The following is a 15,853-nucleotide window of genomic DNA, read 5'->3' on the forward strand; positions in this document are numbered from 1 at the left end:
GGCCCGATGTCCGGTTGTTGCCGTGGCCGGGAGACAGGCGACGGCCGACCTGCCCGCAGGCGCGTCGGCCTGTCCTCTTCGGCCCGGGCCGTGTCCGCCCATGGCCACGCGACGGCCTGCTGTGCGCCGCCGCAGTCTCGTCGTCCGGGCCCCGGCCCCAGTCATCGATCGGGAGTTTGACCCATGAACCACCACACGTCCGCCCGCCCGCCCCTGTGTGACACCACGTCAGTGGTGCCTTCGGTGACGCCCGAACGGGACGGGCCCGCGGCCGTGCCGCGTCGCCCGCGCACCCGTCTCGCCGTCGCCGGCGCCACGCTGGCGGCGACGGCCGCCCTGCTGTCCGGCTGCGGCGGCGACTCCTCCGAGAACACCTCGAACACGTCCGCCGACACGGCGGCGTCCTCATCCCCCTCCAAGAGCATGGACGGCATGGACGGCATGGACGGCATGGACGACATGGCGATGGGGGACCCCTCGGCCACCCCCGCGAACAAGATCCCCGACGCGGAGGTGGTGAAGGGCACGCTTCAGGTGCTGGACACCCGGCCGCCGGGCATGGACGACGTCAAGGGCACGGCCTGGCTGGCGCAGGGCCCGAAGGGCACCACGGTGACGGTGTCCCTGACCGGCCTGAAGCCGGGCGACGCCTACATGGCCCACCTGCACGCCCAGCACTGCGCGGACGACAACGGCGGGGAGCACTTCCAGTTCGAGAAGGGCGGCGCGACCACACCGCCGAACGAGGTGCACCTGATGTTCGTCGCCGACAAGTCGGGCAAGGCCATGACGACGGTGAACAACGCCCAGAAGACCGGCGAGGACGCGGTCGCCCTCGTGGTCCACCCCCGTGAGGCGATGGACAACCGGACAGCATGCGCGGACTTCGACTTCTGAGGGCGCCGGCCGTCCTGCTGGGCTGCCTGTGCGCGCTGCTGCTCCTCGGCAGCGCGCCCGCGTACGCCCACACCGCACTGAAGGACGCCACGCCGGCACCCGGCGCCGAGGCCGGCTCCGGAACCAGCGTCGTCGCGCTGACCTTCGACCGTCTGATGCCCGGCACCACGCCGGAGATCGGCCTGACCGGACCCGACGGCACCACAGTGCCCGTGGGGCAGCCGGTTCTGGCCGACGGCTCCGTCGCCTGTGCCGCCGTCACCCCGCTGCGCGCGGGAGTCACCACCCTCACCTACACCGTCACGGCCACCGACGGCGACACCCAGACCAACGCGTTCCAGTTCCAGGTCGTGGACGGCACCGAGCCTGTCGCCACGCCGTCCGTCTGCCAGGGTCTGACCTTGTCGGCGCCGGACGCGGGCGGGGACGACACGCTGCCGGGGCTCAGCCGTACCACGGCGCTGGTCGTCCTCGCGGGGGTCGTCGTCGCGGTCGTGGGCGCGGGTGTCCTCGCCGTGCGCGGGCTGCGCGGGGCGGGGCCGACGGGGCGGAGAAGGGGGGCGCCCGTGTGACACCGGAGCACCCCGCGCCCCGGGCGCGCTCACCGGACACGGCCCGAGCGCGCCCGAGCACCGCCTGAAGCGATCGACAAGGACGCATCCGAAGGGATCTGACAGGGGAGCACCTATCGCGGCGGCGGGCCCGGTTCCGGCGGATAGCCGGGCCGGGCCCACGCGTGTTCCGGCGGCCCACGCCGGGCCGCCGCCCCGCTGTCCTGGCGGGGGCCGGACCCCGGGCTCCGGAGTCCGCTGCTCCGCGCGCGCCCGGAGTGATGGCGACCGCCATGAACATCCCTGTACGGGCTGCCGCCGGTCTGAGGCCGCTGAGAGCAGCGGTGTTCTCCGCGGTCTGCGTGACGCTGTCGGCGGCCGGTCACGTGCTGGTCCCGGGAAGCGGGATCCCGGTGTGGACCCTGGCGGCGGGCTGGGCCGGACTGCTGTGCGTGGTGGGGCCGTAAGGAGGTGCCCGAGGGGCTGGAGGTACACCTGATCTGCGACAACTACGCCACGCACAAGACACCGGCGATACAGCGCCGGCTCGCGGAGCACCCGCGCTTCCACCTGCACTTCACCCCCACCCACTCCTCCTGGCTCAACCAGGTCGAGCGCTGGTTCGGACTGCTGACCGAGCGGCAGATACGCCGCGGCATCCACAAGAACGTCCAGGCCCTGGAACGCGACATCCGCGCCTGGATCAAACTGTGGAACGAAGATCCGCGGCCGTTCGCCTGGGTGAAGGCCGCGGACGAGATCCTCGAACGCCTCGCCGGACATCTTCAGCGAATCAAAGACTCACGACACTAGGACTTCGTTGGATGGCCCCGGCCTGCGGCGACACGACGCTTCGGCCCGTGGGACGGCCGTCCGGACGAGCTGGTCCTCCCCGTTCACGGCGTTACGTCGCGACCCGTCGAAGCCCTGCGCCGCCCACCGGGCCCGCAGTTGACAAAGCCCTACTACCTCGCCGCCCGGGACGAACCCGCAGGAACCTCGGACAGTCGTGTCCGCGCCCTCGGCTTTGTCCGGGCGCCGCGACAGCAGTGTCACCGTCAGGGCCGGTACGGCGGCGAGGACCAGCCACGGCACGGCGGCCGGCAGGCGCATGTGGGCAGTGCAGGTCCGTGGGTTCGGTGTGGGCAGCCGACCGCCCGGCCGCGGTTCGACGACAGGGCTGCAGTGTCCGCGCAGCGCCATGTCCACGATCCCGGCTGGGCGGGCGGCCCGGATGGTCAGGTGCCCGTTCCGGTCGCCAGGCGTGCCGTGGTCCGGATGAGGGAGACGGTGAACGGGTGGCTCGGTTCGGTGAGGATCTGCCGGACCGAGCCCTGTTCGACGAGTTCCCCGGCGTCGAGGACGGCGATGCGGTGGGCCAGGGCCGCGGTTTCCAGGTCGTGGGTGATCAGGACCAGGGACAGGTCGTCGCGGTCGCGGACCAGTGCCGTGAGGGTGTCGAGGATGCCGCGGCGGGTGATGGTGTCGAGGCCGGAGGTGATCTCGTCGCAGATCAGGACGCGGGGGCGGGCGAGCAGGGCGCGGGCGAGGGCGGCGCGCTGGAGTTCGCCGCCGGAGAGCTGACCGGGGCGCCGGTGGACCAGCTCTTCCGGGAGGCCGAGGCTGGTCAGGGTGGCCAGGGCTTCCCGCCCGGCTGTGTCTGAATCGGTGCCGCGCAGCCGGATTGCCGTGCGGGCGACCTGGTGCACAACGGGGCGGTGCTCGTCGAAGGCGGCGCGCGCGTCCTGGAAGACGTACTGCACGGCCGCCAGTTGGGCACGGTCACGGTCGCGCAGGCTGCGTGGCAGCGGTGTGCCGTCGAGGAGAACCTCTCCGTCCTGGTCGCGGTGGAGGCCGGCCAGGCAGCGGGCAAGGGTGGTCTTGCCGCTGCCGGAGCGGCCGACGACGGCCAGGCATTCGCCCGGGTGCAGGTCGAGCCCGGCGGCGCGTACCACCGTGGTCGTGCCCTGGGCGCCGTCGCTGTGGCGGGCGGTGAGGTCGCGTATCCGCAGGACGGGCCGTGCGGGCCGACCGGTGCCGGTCGTGCTCTCCGGCTCCGCGAACTCCGGCCGCTCGGACAGCAGTTCGCGGGTCCATTCGTGCTGGGGCGCGAGCCATACGCGCTGTGCCGGACCCGACTCCACGACCCGGCCTGCCCGCATCACGATCACGTCGTCGGCAAGTGCCCGTACGACATCCAGGTCGTGGCTGAGCAGGACGACGGCGATGCCGTGTGCCGCGACGGCCGCGAACTGGTCGACGATGCGGCTCTTGGTCAGGGCATCCTGCCCGGTGGTGGGCTCGTCGGCGACGATGACGCGGGCGCCGAGCAGCAGCGCCTGGGCGAGGACGACGCGTTGCTGCTGGCCGCCGGAGAGCTGGTGCGGGTAGCGCCGCAGCAGAGCTTCGGCGTCCGGGAGTTGGGCCTCGGCGAGGGCGCTGAGGACGTGTTCGCGGGCCGCCGCCCGGCGCTGCCCCAGCGGCAGGTGGCGGACCCGGGCGCGGGCGATGTCGGTCAGGAGGGCGGAGATACGGCGGGCGGGGTTGAGGACGGCCGCCGGGTGCTGGGGGATGTAGCCGACCAGGCCGTCGGCCGCCAGGCGTACGTCGCCGGTGACGTGGGCGCCCGGCGGGTACTCGCCGAGCAGAGCGAGACCGGTGGTGGTCTTGCCGCTCCCGGAGGCGCCGACCAGCGCCGTGACCTTCCCTGGCAGGGCTCTGAGGTTCACTCCGTCGACGATCGCCCGGCCGTCGATCTCGACGCGCAGGTCGCGGACCTCGGCCACGGCCTCTTCGGCAGCGTCTCCAGAGCGGGCGAGCACGTCAGGCAGGCCGACCACGCTGTCCGGGCCGGCCGAGCCCGCTGGCCCGGTCGGCCTCACCGAGCCGGACGTACCGGCCGGGTCTGTCGTGTAGTACTCGCAGTTCTCGTGGTTCACGGACGTGCTTCACTCCTTGCCCGGCTGCTGGTGGACCTGGGTACGCCCGGGAGCTTCCTGCCTCTGCCCCGGTCGCTGCGGCGGTCGCCCGCCAGCGCGGCGTCGAACAGAAGATTGGTGCCCATCGTCAGGGCCACGATCAGCAGGGCGGGGACGACCACGGCCCACGGCTGGACGAACAGGCCGGTGCGGTTGCGGTCGACCATGACCGCCCAGTCGGCGGCGTCGGGGGCGACGCCGACGCCGAGGAACGCGGCCGTGGCGACCAGGTAGAGCACGCCGGTGAGCCGGGTGCCGGCGTCGGCGGCCAGGGTGCGCAGCATGGACCGGCCTACGTAGCCGACGGCCATCCGCCACCACGTCTCGCCCTGCATGCGCAGCGCCTCGACGGCGGGGCGGGCGGCGGCCTCCGTGGCGGCGGCGCGTACGAGGCGTGCCGCGTCGGGCACGTTGACCAGGGCAACGAGCAGGGCGAGCCCGATGGTGCCGGGGGAGAACACCGTGGCGGCCAGCAGGATCAGCAGCAGTGACGGGATGGCGAGCAGGACGTCCGGGGGCCGCATCAGCAGCTCTTCCAGCCAGCGGTGGTGGGTGAGAGCGCTGACGAGTCCGAGGGGCAGGGCCACGAGATAGGCGAGGGCGGTGGCGGCGAGGGCGGTCAGCACGACCGGGCGGCCGCCGTGCAGCACCTGCTGCCAGACGTCGCGGCCGACGAAGTCGGAACCGAGCCAGTGGCCGTCGCCGAAGGTGAAGGAAGCGGCCCGTGGGCCTGGTTCGCCCGCGAACACGGGGCCGAGGAGGGCGAGGACGAGGGGTACGGCGACGACGGTGAGGCCGAGTGCGAAGCGGCCCGTGCGCAGGTGTTTCACGCGGCCACCCCCGCCCGGGGTGCAAGGCGGTGGGAGACCAGGTCGGCGCCCAGGTTCAGCACGACGGTCAGGATGCCGAACACCACGGCGAGTCCCTGGACGACGGGTACGTCGCGTTCGGCGACGGCGTTCAGCAGGACGGTGCCGAGTCCGGGTATCACGTACAGGGCCTCCACGACGATGACGCCGGACAGCAGCCAGTCGATGGTGCGCGCGAGTTGCTGCGTGGCGGGGGCGAGGGCGTTGGGAAGAGCGTGGGCGTAACGGACGCGGGCGCCGGAGATGCCGTAGCGGTGGGCTTGAGCCACGTAGGGTGAGGCGAGTGCGTCGATCATGCCGGCGCGCACCAGGCGGGACAGGGAGCAGACGGGGCGGGCGAGTAGGACGAGCACGGGCAGCACGAGCGCCGCCGGGTGGCCGAGCAGGTCGGTGCCGTAGCCGACGGCGGTCGGCGGCAGCCAGCGCAGCTGGATCGCGAGGACGGTCACCAGCAGCACGCCGAGGGCGAACTCGGGCACCGCGTACACGGCGAGCGTCGCGGAGCTGATCAGCCGGTCGATGAACCCTCCTTCGCGGCGGGCGGCCAGTATGCCGAGCCCGAAGCCGACCGGCACGAGCAGCGCCACGGTGAGGGCGGCCAGCAGCAGGGTGGGGCCGAAGCCGTCGGCGATGTACTGGCTGACCGGGCGGTCGGAGGCGAGCGACGTGCCGAGGTCACCGCGCAGAAGCCCGGCCGCCCAGTCGGCCAGCCGCTGCCACGCGGGCTGGTCCAGGTTCATGGCTGCGCGGATGGCCTCGATGCGGGCCGGGTCGGGCTGGTCGCCGGCCAGGGAGACGGCGGCGTCGCCGGGCAGCGCCTCGGTGAGCGCGAAGACCAGCAGCACCACGGCCACGGTCTGCGCGACGCCGAGGAGCAGCCGCCGGGCGACGAAGGAGCGCAGTCCGCTCACCCGAGCCACACCTTGTCGAAGCGGGCCCAGTCGAGCGTGTTGGCGGGCGCCTTGGTCTCCACTCCCTTCACACTCCGGGCCGTTCCGATGATCCAGTCCGCGAAGCCCCAGATGAGGAAGCCGCCCTCGGCGTAGAGACGCCGCTGCATCCGCTCGTAGACGGCGGTCCGTTCGGTCTTGTCGCGGGTGGACTGGGCCTGCTGGTAGAGGGTGTCGAAGTCCTTGTGCTGCCACTTGGTGGCGTTGGTGGTGGAGTCGGTGAGCAGGCGCTGGGATATGTGGGCCTCGATGGGCATGGCGCCGGAGCGATAGCAGCACAGGGTGCCGTTGTCGAGGATGTCGCTCCAGTACGAGTCCTTGCTGCCCATCTTCACGTCGATCGTGACGCCCGCCTTGGCGGCCTGGTCGCGGAAGATGCTGGCAGACTCGGTGAACCCGGCGGCGACGGCCGAGGTGTCCAGGGTGACCTTCAGTTTCTCGGCGCCGGCCTGCTTGAGCAGGGCGCGGGCCTTGTCGAGGTCCTGCTCGCGCTGCGGGAGGTCGGCGGCGTAGTACTGGTAGCCCTTGCCGAACAGGTCGTTGCCCACCACGCCCGCGCCGGACAGGGAGCCCTCGACGAGCTCCTGGCGGTCGGCGATCAGGAAGAACGCCTCGCGCACCCGCTTGTCGTCGAAGGGCGCCCGGTCGGTCTTCATGCAGAACGCCTGCATGGCACTGTTGCGCAGCCGCACGATCTCGATCTGCCCCTTGCCCTCGTGGGCGCGGGCGGTGGTGGGGTTGAGCTCGTTGGCGTACTCGACCTGCCCGCCGAGGAGGGCGTTGACGCGTGCGGACTCGTCGTTGGCGACGACGAACTCGAGCTCGTCGAGCAGCGGGGCGCCGTCCCAGTGGTCGTCGTAGCGGCGGAAGACGGCCGAGCGGCCGGGGGCGAAGGAGACGAAGCGGAAGGGGCCTGAGCCGATCGGCTTCTTGTCGAAGTCGGCCGATTCACCGGAGTTCTCGGGGACGATGTATGCGCCGAACGCGGCCAGGATGTTGGGGAATTCGGCGGTCGGCCGCTTGAGCACGAACTCGATGGTCCGCTCGCCGTCGGCGCGGCTGGCGTCGAGGTCGATGGGCTCCAGGGATGCCTTGGCGCGGAACGCCTGCTTGGGGTCGGCGATGCGGCGGTAGCTGTAGAGGACGTCCTCGGCGGTGACCGGCTTCCCGTCGTGGAAGGTCGCCTTGCGCAGGACGACCTGCCAGCGGTCCAGGGCCTTGTTGGACTCCCACTTCTCCGCTAGACGGGGCTGGGCGGACAGGTCGGGGCCGTAGTCGGCGAGCTTGTCGAAGAGCGCCTTGGCGCGGGCGACGTCGGCGAAGAGGCTGGACAGGTGCGGGTCGAGGGTCTCGCTGGCGCCGCCGCCCGCGAACGCGGCGCGCAGCCGCCCGCCCCGCTTCGGTGTGCCGTCGCCCTTGCTCCCGTCATCGGCGGAGCCGGAGCCGCCGCATCCGGCGAGGGCGATCGCGCCGAGCGAGGCGGCACCCGTGGCGGCGAGGAAGCCGCGGCGGCGCAGACCCGGGAGGCGGTCCGGGGAGGGGAGATGACGGCTGGATTCGTCGTGCATGTGTGTTTCCTCGGTGTGAGTGGATGTGCCGTTGCGGTGCGGGGGGAGGGGACAGCTTCGGGGCGTCAGGGGCGCAGAGGCGGGCTCGGTCAAACGGACTCGGTCAGGCGTGCCACCACGTGCAGCCGGTCGGCGTCGGCGGTACGGCCGGGGAGCAGGCCCTCGTGCCAGGGCGGCTCGGTGCGCGGGCCCGGGCCGTCATGGAGCTCCAGGACCTCGAAGCCGTGCGCGGCCAGGAGGTGGCGCAGCTCCTGCGGGAACAGCAGCCGCCACGCGGAACGCTGCTCGACGGGCTCCGACCCGTCGTTCGCGGTCCACACCCGTGTACGGCACAGGAGTTGGGCCGCACGGTCCACTGTGAGCGTGGTGGTGGACCGGTAGGCGGTGCCCTGCCAGGTGAAGGAGTTGACGGCGGGTGCGTCCAGCAGGTCGGTACGGCCGAGGGAATACGCGCCGTTGCGCATCTCGCCGACCAGCAGTCCGCCGGGGACCAGCGAGCGGCGGCAGGAGGCGAGAAAGCCGTCGAGCTGGTCGTTGGTGTGGCAGTACAGCAGGGCGCTGTCCAGGCAGACGATCGCGTCGAAGGCCGCCCGGCCCAGGTCGAAGCTGTGCAGGTCGGCGTGGACGTACTCGGGTCCGGGGTGGTGGGTGCGGGCGTGGGCGAGCATCGCCTCGGAGAGGTCGGCGCCGGTCACCCTGCGGCCAGCGCCGTGCAGGTGGGTGGCGTCGCGGCCGGTGCCACAGCCGATGTCCAGCACGCGCGGGCCCGCCCCGTGCCGCCGCAGGCAGTCCTCGGTCCAGCGTCCGGCGAGCCGGTCGGGGTCGGGGAAGCGGGCCTCGTACAGCTCGGGGTTGTCCGTGAGTAGGTTGTGCGCACTGGCGGTCGTCGTCGAGGTCATGCAGGTGTCCTTCCTCGGGCGGTCGCGGGGGCGGCGGGCTCCGACGGCGTCGGCAGCGATCCCAGCCGGTGCAGCCACGCCACGCCCAGCGCGGACGCGAGCCCGAACAGCGCGCAGCACGCCCACGGCAGCCAGCCCGCGTCGCCCCGCTCCCCGGCGTCCATGGCCCAGCCGACGACGGTGTTGCCGACGGCGGCGGCGATGCCCGAGACGACGTAGAAGATCCCGAAGTAGGTGCCGGTCAGTTCGGGGCGGCCGAAGCCGGGGATCAGCTCCATGACGAACGGCTGGGCGACCATCACGCCGAGGTAGAGCAGCAGGGTTCCCGCCAGCACGGGCAGGGCGCGCAGCGCCGCGTCCATCGTGCCGGTCGGCCCACCGGAGCCACCGGCCACCATGGCGGGCGGCAGGAACGCCAGCGCCATCAGGCCGAGCCCGGTGGAAATCCAGCGTGCCCTGCCCTCTCGCTCCTTCAGGGCGCGGGTGATGCGCAGTTGCAGGGTGAGACTGGCGAGGGTGCCGACGAGGAAGACGAGGCCGGCCGCGCCGTCCCAGCCGGTGGCCTGCCGTGCTCCGTCGGGCAGCAGCAGGTACAGCTGGTTCTCCAGGGTGAACATGCCGACCATGGCGAGCGCGAAGGCGAGGAAGGCCCGGTTGCCGAGGACCTCGCGCCAGTCCGCGAGCACGGTGCCCTTGCTCGGTTCGACCTCCCGGGCGGGCAGGACCAGGGCCTGCGCGACGGTGAGGACGGCGAAGATCCCGGCCGCGGTCAGGGCCGACGTGCGGAAGTCCACGAGAAGCAGCGCGCTGCCCAGCAGCGGCCCGATCAGGGCCCCGGTGGTGGCGAACACGTTGAACAGGGCGAATGCCTCGGCCTTGCGCTCGTCGGCCTCCTGGGCGATGTAGGCGCGTACGGCGGGGTTGAACAGCGCCCCGGCGAAGCCGCTGAGTACGGAGGCGGCGAGCAGGATGGCCAGGTTGTCGCCGAGCGCGAACAGCGCGAACCCCAGGGTGCGCAGAGCACAGCCGGCGATGATGACACCGCGCGCGCCGAGCCGGTCGGAGGCCGAGCCGCCGATGATGAACAGGCCCTGCTGGCTGAGGTTGCGTACGCCGAGCACGACACCGACGACGGCGGCGGACATGCCCAGGTTCTCGGTGAGGTGGGTGGCGAGGTAGGGGATGAGGAGGTAGAAGCCAGTGTTGACGCCGAGCTGGTTGACCAGCAGAAGCCGGACCGCGAGCGGGAAGCGGCGCATCTCACGCCACGTCTTCACGGCGCACCTCCCGCGGCTCGATACCCAGCCCGGGCAGGGCGCTTGCCCGTACGTAGCCGTCCTCGCCGCCTATGCCGGTCCACGGGTCGTGGGCGAGCAGCAGGTGTCCGTCGAGGTCGGCCCAGCGGGCGCGGTCGGCGAGGTGGACGGCGGGCGCGAGGCCGAGGCTGCTGGCGGTCAGGCAGCCGAGCATCAGCTCGGTGCCGCTGCCGTCGATCAACTCGGCGATGCGCAGGGCCGCGTGCACTCCGCCGCACTTGGCGAGCTTGACGTTGACGCCCTGGACGCGTCCGGCCAGCCGGCGCACGTCCTCCAGGTTCACGGCGTCCTCGTCGGCGATGACCGGCAGCGGTGAGCGCTCGGCCAGGGCACCCAGCGCCTCGGGATCGCCTGGTGCGAAGGGCTGTTCGACTGCCTCGACACCGAGGTCGGCGAACCGGGGCAGCAGCGCCTCGGCCTGCGCCGTGGTCCAGGCGCCGTTGGGGTCGAGGAGAACCCGGGCTCGGGGCGCGGCGTCGCGGACGACGCGGACCCGCTCGACATCGTCCTCCGGATCCGGCAACCCCGCCTTGACTTTGATCACTTCGAAGCCGCTCGCGGCGAGACAGCGGGCCTGCGCCGACGCGTGCGCGAGGGACGTGATGCCGATGGTGCGGGCCGTCGCGGCGACCGGGGGCTCCGCGGCCCCCAGGAGCCGGTGGACGGGGCTGCCCGCGCGCTTGCCGACGAGGTCGAGCAGCGCCGCCTCGACTGCGGCCGTCACGGCCGGGGGAATGCCGTCACCGCCCACCTCTTTCGCCCGCAGGGCCTCCAGGGCGTTCTCGGGATCGGGGAAGCGGGCGAGTTCCGTACCGGCGGCAGCGAAGAGCCCTTCAAGGGTCTCGGCGTCGAGACGGTAATAGAGGCTGGTGACGGCCTCACCGTGCCCGGTGACGCCTTCGTGTTCGATGGTCAGCCACACGGCTTCGCGGGCAGACATGGTAGAGCGGGAGATGCGCAGCGGCTCGGTGAGATCGAGACGTACGGTGCGCCGGCTGGCCTTCACGGGTTCCTTTCCGAAGGGGGGACGGCCTTCAGCGGGTCAGCGACTCGCGTGCACCGCACCCAGTCGGTTGCCTCGGCCGCGTGCGGATGCGGGATCTCGACGGGCCGGGTGGCCGCCGTGGACGGGTCGAGGCCGTGGGCGGTGGCGAAGTCGTCGTCGTAGACGGTGCCGAGGTAGCGGTGAGGTCCGTCGGGGAAGATGGTGGCGACTACGGCGCCGGGGTGGACGCGGGCGGCCCAGGCGGCGACGCGGGCGGCGGCTCCGGCACTCCAGCCGCCGCTGACGAAGCTGCCGCGGGCCAGGCGGCGGCAGCTGTCCACGGCCTCGGCCGGGCCGACCCAGTGGACCTCGTCGTAGGCGTCGTAGGCGACGTTGCGCGGGTGGATGCTGCTGCCCAGGCCGCGCATCAGCCGGGGCCGGGCAGGCTGGCCGAAGATCGTGGAGCCGGTGGAGTCGACGCCGATCAGCCGCAGCGCGGGCCAGTGACGGCGCAGCGGACCGATGATGCCGGCGCTGTGCCCGCCGGTGCCGACGCTGCACACCAGGATGTCCAGGTGGTCGAGCTGGACGGCGAGTTCGGCGGCCAGGGAGGCGTAACCGGCGCAGTTGTCGGGGTTGTTGTACTGGTCGGGCCAGTAGGCGCCGGGCAGCACGGCGAGCAGCTCTTGGAGCCGTGCCAGGCGTGCGGCCTGCCAGCCGCCCTGAGACGCGGGCCGGTCCACGATCTCCAGGCGCACTCCGTGGGAGTGCAGCAACTGCCTCATGGACGGCTCCAGTTCGCTGTCGCCGACCAGCACGATGGGGTGGCCGAGGGCCTGCCCTGCGAAGGCGAGCCCGATGCCGAGGGTGCCGGAGGTGGACTCCACCACCGGGGCGCCGGGGCGCAGTTCGCCGCGCTCGCGCGCGCCCACCAGCATGGAAACGGCGGCCCGGGCCTTCATGCCGCCCGCGGCGAGCCCTTCGAGCTTGGCCCAGAAGCCGGGGTGCGGTTCCGGCAGGCCGGCCGTGATGCGCACGACAGGGGTACGACCGAGCAGGGTGAGCAGCTCCGGGCGGGCGGCGGACCGTATATCGGTTGGGGCGGTCGCTGTCACCGGGCGCCTCCCGGAGTGCCGGCGCGGTAGCGGTGGACGGTTCCGGGGCCGCCGTCCAGCCAGAAGAAGGGGTACGGCTCCGCACACACCGCGCTCACCCCGTGGCCCAGGAAGCGGGGCAGCACGGCGCTGCCGGTCTGGGCGAACGTCACCAGCTGCTTGCCGCGCCGCAGCGCGTGCTCCCGCAGCGGCTCGAAGGTCCCGTTGCCCAGCGCCATCCCGGACACCAGCAGTGCGTCACACCGGCCGGCCTCGGCCAGCGCATCGATGACGACCGGCTCGTCCCACTCAGTGACCCCGCCCTTGAGGTCACACGGAACGTAGCCCAGTCCGCGCGCACGCAGCGCCTCCAGCAGGGAGTTGACCACGCCGACCACGAGCACCGTCGCCCCCGGCGGCAGGTCGAGCAGCTCGACCACCGCCCGCGCCCGGGCCCGGGACTTCTCCAGCGACGTCCCGGCCGCCAGCGGCACGGGCCGGGCCCCGTTGTCCGGGGTGTGCGGGGCGACGTGCATCAGGTAGGCGTCGAGGGCGGCCACGCGCACCGGCGGCAGCGGATGCTCCAGCAGCCGGGCCACGTCCGCGCCGACGCAGTCCTCGACCGCGCTGTCGGGCAGCGCGCCGGGCTCGACTGCGCAACTGCCGACGGCCTCGGCAAGGCGCAGGCTGAGGACCTCGTTGCGGTAGCCGGTACCGCGCCCGTCGTGCCGTACGGCCTGCCGTGTGGTGAAGGCCACAGCGATCCGCAGGGCGGCCGGATCAGGGCCGAACTCGCCGGCGCGGGCCTGGGCCACGAGTGCGTCGTACGTCGTCACGCGGGTGGACGCCGAGATGGCGGGGCTCATCGGATCACCAGCCCGGACCGCAGCTCGCCAAGCAGTTCCTCGACCCGGTCGCGGGCGCCCAGCCCTTCGGTATCGCCCGCGATGACGTGCCCGAGGTACTCGTTGTTGCTGCCCGCCGCCTTCACCTGCTTGCCGGGCTCGGCGAGCTGCACCTCCAGCACGTCCGGCAGGGCCCGCAGACGGCTGCCGTCCAGGGCTTCGAGCGTGCCCGCGGTCTCCGGTACCAGGAAGCCGATCGCGGCGCTGCGCAACCCGGTGTCCGTGTGCTGCAGGCCGGGTGCGCGGCCCAGGGAGACGTCCACGAAAGCCGCGGCCAGGTCGATGCCCGTGACGTGACGTACGAGCTCCGTGATGCGGTTCCCGGCGGGCCGGGGGTTGACCTCGACCACGCGCGGCCCGGCAGAGGTGAGCTTGACCTCAGTGTGCGCCACGACGCCGTCGGTCAGGCCGAGTGCCTTGAGTGCGCCGAGTGCGGTCTGTTCGGCGGCCTCGGCGTCCGCGGCCGACAGGGCGGCGGGGAACATGTGGCCGGTCTCGATGAACGCGGGCGCCCCGCCGATGCTCTTGTCGGTCACCCCGACCACATGGACCGCACCCGCGTGCGAGACGGTCTCGACGCTCACCTCCGGGCCGTCCAGGAGTTCTTCGAGCAGCACCACGGGCGCCCGCCGCTGCCCGCGCGCGTTGACCGGGAAGTCGGCCAGCGCCCCCACGGCGGCCGCGAGTTGCTCCTCGTCGTCCACGCGCCGCACGTACATGCCCGCGCACAGGTCGACGGGCTTGACCACCAGCGGGTAGCCGATCTCCCGCGCCGCCCGCGCGATGTCCGCCCACTCCTCGTGCACCGCGAAGCGCGGCCCGGGCACCCCGGCATCGGCCAGGACGCGGCGGGTGGCGTCCTTGCGACAGGCGTTCTCGACCGCGTCGGGGCTCGAAGCGGGCAGACCGAGCCGCCCGGCTATCTGCGCCACCGTCGACACGTAGTAGTCGCAGGACGTGATCACACCGTCGAACCCGAACACCGCGTGCAGCCGCTCGACTTCCGGCAGCAGGGCCTCGGTGTCGTTGGTGTCCGCCGTGATCACGTTGCGCGCCCCGAGCAGCGGGTGCGCCGTCCCCTCGGGCGCCGAACGCAGGTAGTGATGCAGATCGCGGGTGAGGAACGTGAACTCGTGCCCCCCCTCCCGTATCGCCCGTGGCAGCAGCCTGCTCATCGACCCGACCCAGCTCTCGACCACCAGCAGATGAGCCACAGCTCCCCTTTTCGTGCCGTTTGGCGCCATGCGGTTCAGACGTCAGGGCAGCCCGACCACGCCTCCGGGAGGAGGCCGGCCGGGCTTTGCCGTAGACACGTTATCGGTAATCATTTTCATTGTCAGGTGCGTCGGTGGAACTATCTGAAGAAACTCCGTGACTCCGTGTGCCCGTCGCACTCTGAACCGCCCCGGGTCAGGTAGAGACTCGATTCCGTGAAAGGGTTGAGTCATGGCACGACCTTCCCGTTACCCGCTTGAGCTGCGCCGTCGCGCGGTGCGCATGTTCGCCGAGGTCCGCGGCGACTACCCGACCGAGACGGCAGCGCTGCAGTCCGTCGCCGAAAAGTTGGACATCGGTTCCCGGGAGACGCTGCGGAACTGGGTGAAGCAGCACGAGATCGACGCCGGACAGCGGCCGGGGACGACGACGCAGGAGTCCGCCCAGCTCAAGGCGCTGAAGAAGGAGAACGCCGAGCTGAAGCGGGCGAACGACATCCTGAAGGCGGCGGCGTCTTTCTTCGAGGCCGAGCTCGACCGGCCACACACGCGCTCGTAGCGTTCGTCGACGAGCACCGGGACCGCTTCGGCGGTGTCGAGCCGATCTGCAGAACGCTCACCGGGCACGACTGCAAGATCGCCCCTTCCACGTACTACGCCTGCAAGAAACGCCTCGAAACTCCCTCGGCCCGTTCCGTGCGCGACGAGGGTCTCAAGGAGTGGATCCAGGACGTCTGCACGTCCAACTACCGCGTCTACGGCGCGAGGAAGATCTGGCAAGAGCTGAACCGGCAGGGACATGCCGTGGCCCGCTGCACCGTCGAGCGCCTGATGCGCGAGCTCGGCATCCAGGGTGCGGTGCGCGGCAAGCGCGTCATCACCACACTCCCCGGCGGACAGGCCGAGCGGGCTCCCGATCTGGTCGACCGCGACTTCGTCGTCGCCGCCGCCCCGAACCGGTGCTGGGTCGCGGGCTTCACCCACGTGAAGACCTGGGCGGGTGTCGTCTACGTCGCGTTCGTCGTGGACACCTTCTCCCGCCGGATCGTCGGCTGGTCCGCCGCGACCGTGAAGGAGACGGTCTTCGTGCTGGACGCCCTGGAGATGGCGATCCGGCGACGCGACCGCGACGAACAGCCCGTCCAGCCGGGTGAGTTGATCCATCATTCCGACGCCGGGTCCCAATACACGAGTTTCCGGCTTGCCGAGCATCTGGACGCCGCCGGCATCGCCGCCTCGATCGGATCGGTCGGCGACGCCTACGACAACACCCTGATGGAGAGCACGATCGGCCTGTTCAAGACTGAGCTGATCAAGCCCCGACGCCCATGGAAGACGCTGCCCGATGTCGAGCTCGCCACCGCCGAGTGGGTCGACTGGTACAACCACCGACGACTCCACGGTGAGATAGGCCACGTCCCACCCGCCGAACACGAAGCCAACCACTACACCGAACGCACGAAACCCCAGGCCATCACCACAGTCTGAGATCTCTGCCGAACCCGGGGCGGTTCAGTTGCCGAGCGCGCCGGGAACACAGTAGAAGTCCTGCTCGCTAGATACGCGACATGTCTCCACGGGCGACATGTCGTCGCGAACCAGCGGATCGAGAAACTGCTACTCGAAT

At 71.9% G+C, this 15,853-nt stretch carries 14 protein-coding genes and 1 pseudogene; 5 read left to right on the forward strand and 10 right to left on the reverse strand.

Annotated elements, in window-relative coordinates; genetic code table 11:
* Window positions 1-243 precede the first annotated feature (243 nt).
* The 4 genes and pseudogenes from TU30_RS10195 to TU30_RS10205 all read left to right on the forward strand — a co-directional run.
* Window positions 244-897, forward strand: coding sequence for a superoxide dismutase family protein (locus TU30_RS10195; protein ID WP_234307827.1), 654 nt, complete (start codon window positions 244-246; stop codon window positions 895-897).
* The gene (locus tag TU30_RS10200) at window positions 876-1,469 is read left to right on the forward strand and encodes a copper resistance protein CopC (RefSeq protein ID WP_042167468.1); all 594 of its coding nucleotides are present in this window, start codon (window positions 876-878) and stop codon (window positions 1,467-1,469) included. The genes TU30_RS10195 and TU30_RS10200 overlap by 22 nt, the downstream gene beginning before the upstream one ends.
* A 272-nt stretch (window positions 1,470-1,741) precedes the next feature.
* A complete protein-coding gene (locus TU30_RS35290) occupies window positions 1,742-1,915 on the forward strand; it encodes a hypothetical protein (protein WP_176726199.1) in 174 nt (57 codons plus the stop codon).
* A pseudogene (locus tag TU30_RS10205) lies at window positions 1,914-2,261 on the forward strand (transposase); the annotation flags it as partial. The gene TU30_RS35290 and the pseudogene TU30_RS10205, both read left to right, overlap by 2 nt.
* Before the next feature lie 425 nt (window positions 2,262-2,686).
* On the opposite strand, the gene TU30_RS10210 reads toward TU30_RS10205, so the two are convergent.
* From TU30_RS10210 to TU30_RS10255, 10 genes are all read right to left on the reverse strand, one after another.
* Window positions 2,687-4,270: an ABC transporter ATP-binding protein gene (locus TU30_RS10210; protein WP_234307833.1), complete on the reverse strand. Its 1,584-nt coding sequence runs from the start codon at window positions 4,268-4,270 to the stop codon at window positions 2,687-2,689.
* 113 nt (window positions 4,271-4,383) lie between these two features.
* On the reverse strand, window positions 4,384-5,256 hold the full coding sequence (locus TU30_RS10215; protein WP_042167471.1) for an ABC transporter permease: 873 nt from the start codon (window positions 5,254-5,256) through the stop codon (window positions 4,384-4,386).
* Complete coding sequence (locus TU30_RS10220) at window positions 5,253-6,206, reverse strand: ABC transporter permease (RefSeq protein WP_042167473.1); 954 nt, start codon at window positions 6,204-6,206, stop codon at window positions 5,253-5,255. The genes TU30_RS10215 and TU30_RS10220 overlap by 4 nt, the downstream gene beginning before the upstream one ends.
* Window positions 6,203-7,813 carry an ABC transporter substrate-binding protein gene (locus TU30_RS10225; protein ID WP_042167475.1) on the reverse strand — a complete coding sequence of 537 codons (1,611 nt, stop codon included), beginning with the start codon at window positions 7,811-7,813 and terminating at the stop codon, window positions 6,203-6,205. Before TU30_RS10225 ends, TU30_RS10220 begins: the two co-directional genes overlap by 4 nt.
* 89 nt (window positions 7,814-7,902) lie before the next feature.
* Window positions 7,903-8,712: a class I SAM-dependent methyltransferase gene (locus TU30_RS10230; RefSeq protein ID WP_042167476.1), complete on the reverse strand. Its 810-nt coding sequence runs from the start codon at window positions 8,710-8,712 to the stop codon at window positions 7,903-7,905.
* The gene (locus TU30_RS10235; protein ID WP_042167477.1) at window positions 8,709-9,989 is read right to left on the reverse strand and encodes an MFS transporter; all 1,281 of its coding nucleotides are present in this window, start codon (window positions 9,987-9,989) and stop codon (window positions 8,709-8,711) included. Before TU30_RS10235 ends, TU30_RS10230 begins: the two co-directional genes overlap by 4 nt.
* On the reverse strand, window positions 9,973-11,034 hold the full coding sequence (locus TU30_RS10240; RefSeq protein WP_042167478.1) for a dipeptide epimerase: 1,062 nt from the start codon (window positions 11,032-11,034) through the stop codon (window positions 9,973-9,975). The genes TU30_RS10235 and TU30_RS10240 overlap by 17 nt, the downstream gene beginning before the upstream one ends.
* Window positions 11,031-12,128, reverse strand: a complete 1,098-nt coding sequence (locus TU30_RS10245) for a PLP-dependent cysteine synthase family protein (protein ID WP_042167479.1) — start codon at window positions 12,126-12,128, stop codon at window positions 11,031-11,033. The genes TU30_RS10240 and TU30_RS10245 overlap by 4 nt, the downstream gene beginning before the upstream one ends.
* Entirely contained in the window at window positions 12,125-12,973 is an 849-nt protein-coding gene (locus tag TU30_RS10250) for a hypothetical protein (protein WP_042167482.1), read from the reverse strand. Before TU30_RS10250 ends, TU30_RS10245 begins: the two co-directional genes overlap by 4 nt.
* A complete protein-coding gene (locus TU30_RS10255; protein ID WP_199816844.1) occupies window positions 12,970-14,226 on the reverse strand; it encodes an ATP-grasp domain-containing protein in 1,257 nt (418 codons plus the stop codon). Before TU30_RS10255 ends, TU30_RS10250 begins: the two co-directional genes overlap by 4 nt.
* Before the next feature lie 232 nt (window positions 14,227-14,458).
* Here TU30_RS10255 and TU30_RS10265 point away from each other — a divergent pair.
* Window positions 14,459-15,714, forward strand: a protein-coding gene (locus TU30_RS10265) for an IS3 family transposase (RefSeq protein ID WP_107068418.1) whose coding sequence is annotated in 2 segments (ribosomal slippage) — window positions 14,459-14,741 and window positions 14,741-15,714 — 1,257 coding nt in all. Because the reading frame shifts where the segments join, the coding sequence is not laid out codon by codon here.
* Window positions 15,715-15,853: the final 139 nt, after the last annotated feature.

Origin of the sequence: Streptomyces sp. NBRC 110035, from assembly GCF_000829695.1 — a bacterium.
Taxonomy (GTDB): Bacteria; Actinomycetota; Actinomycetes; order Streptomycetales; family Streptomycetaceae; genus Streptomyces.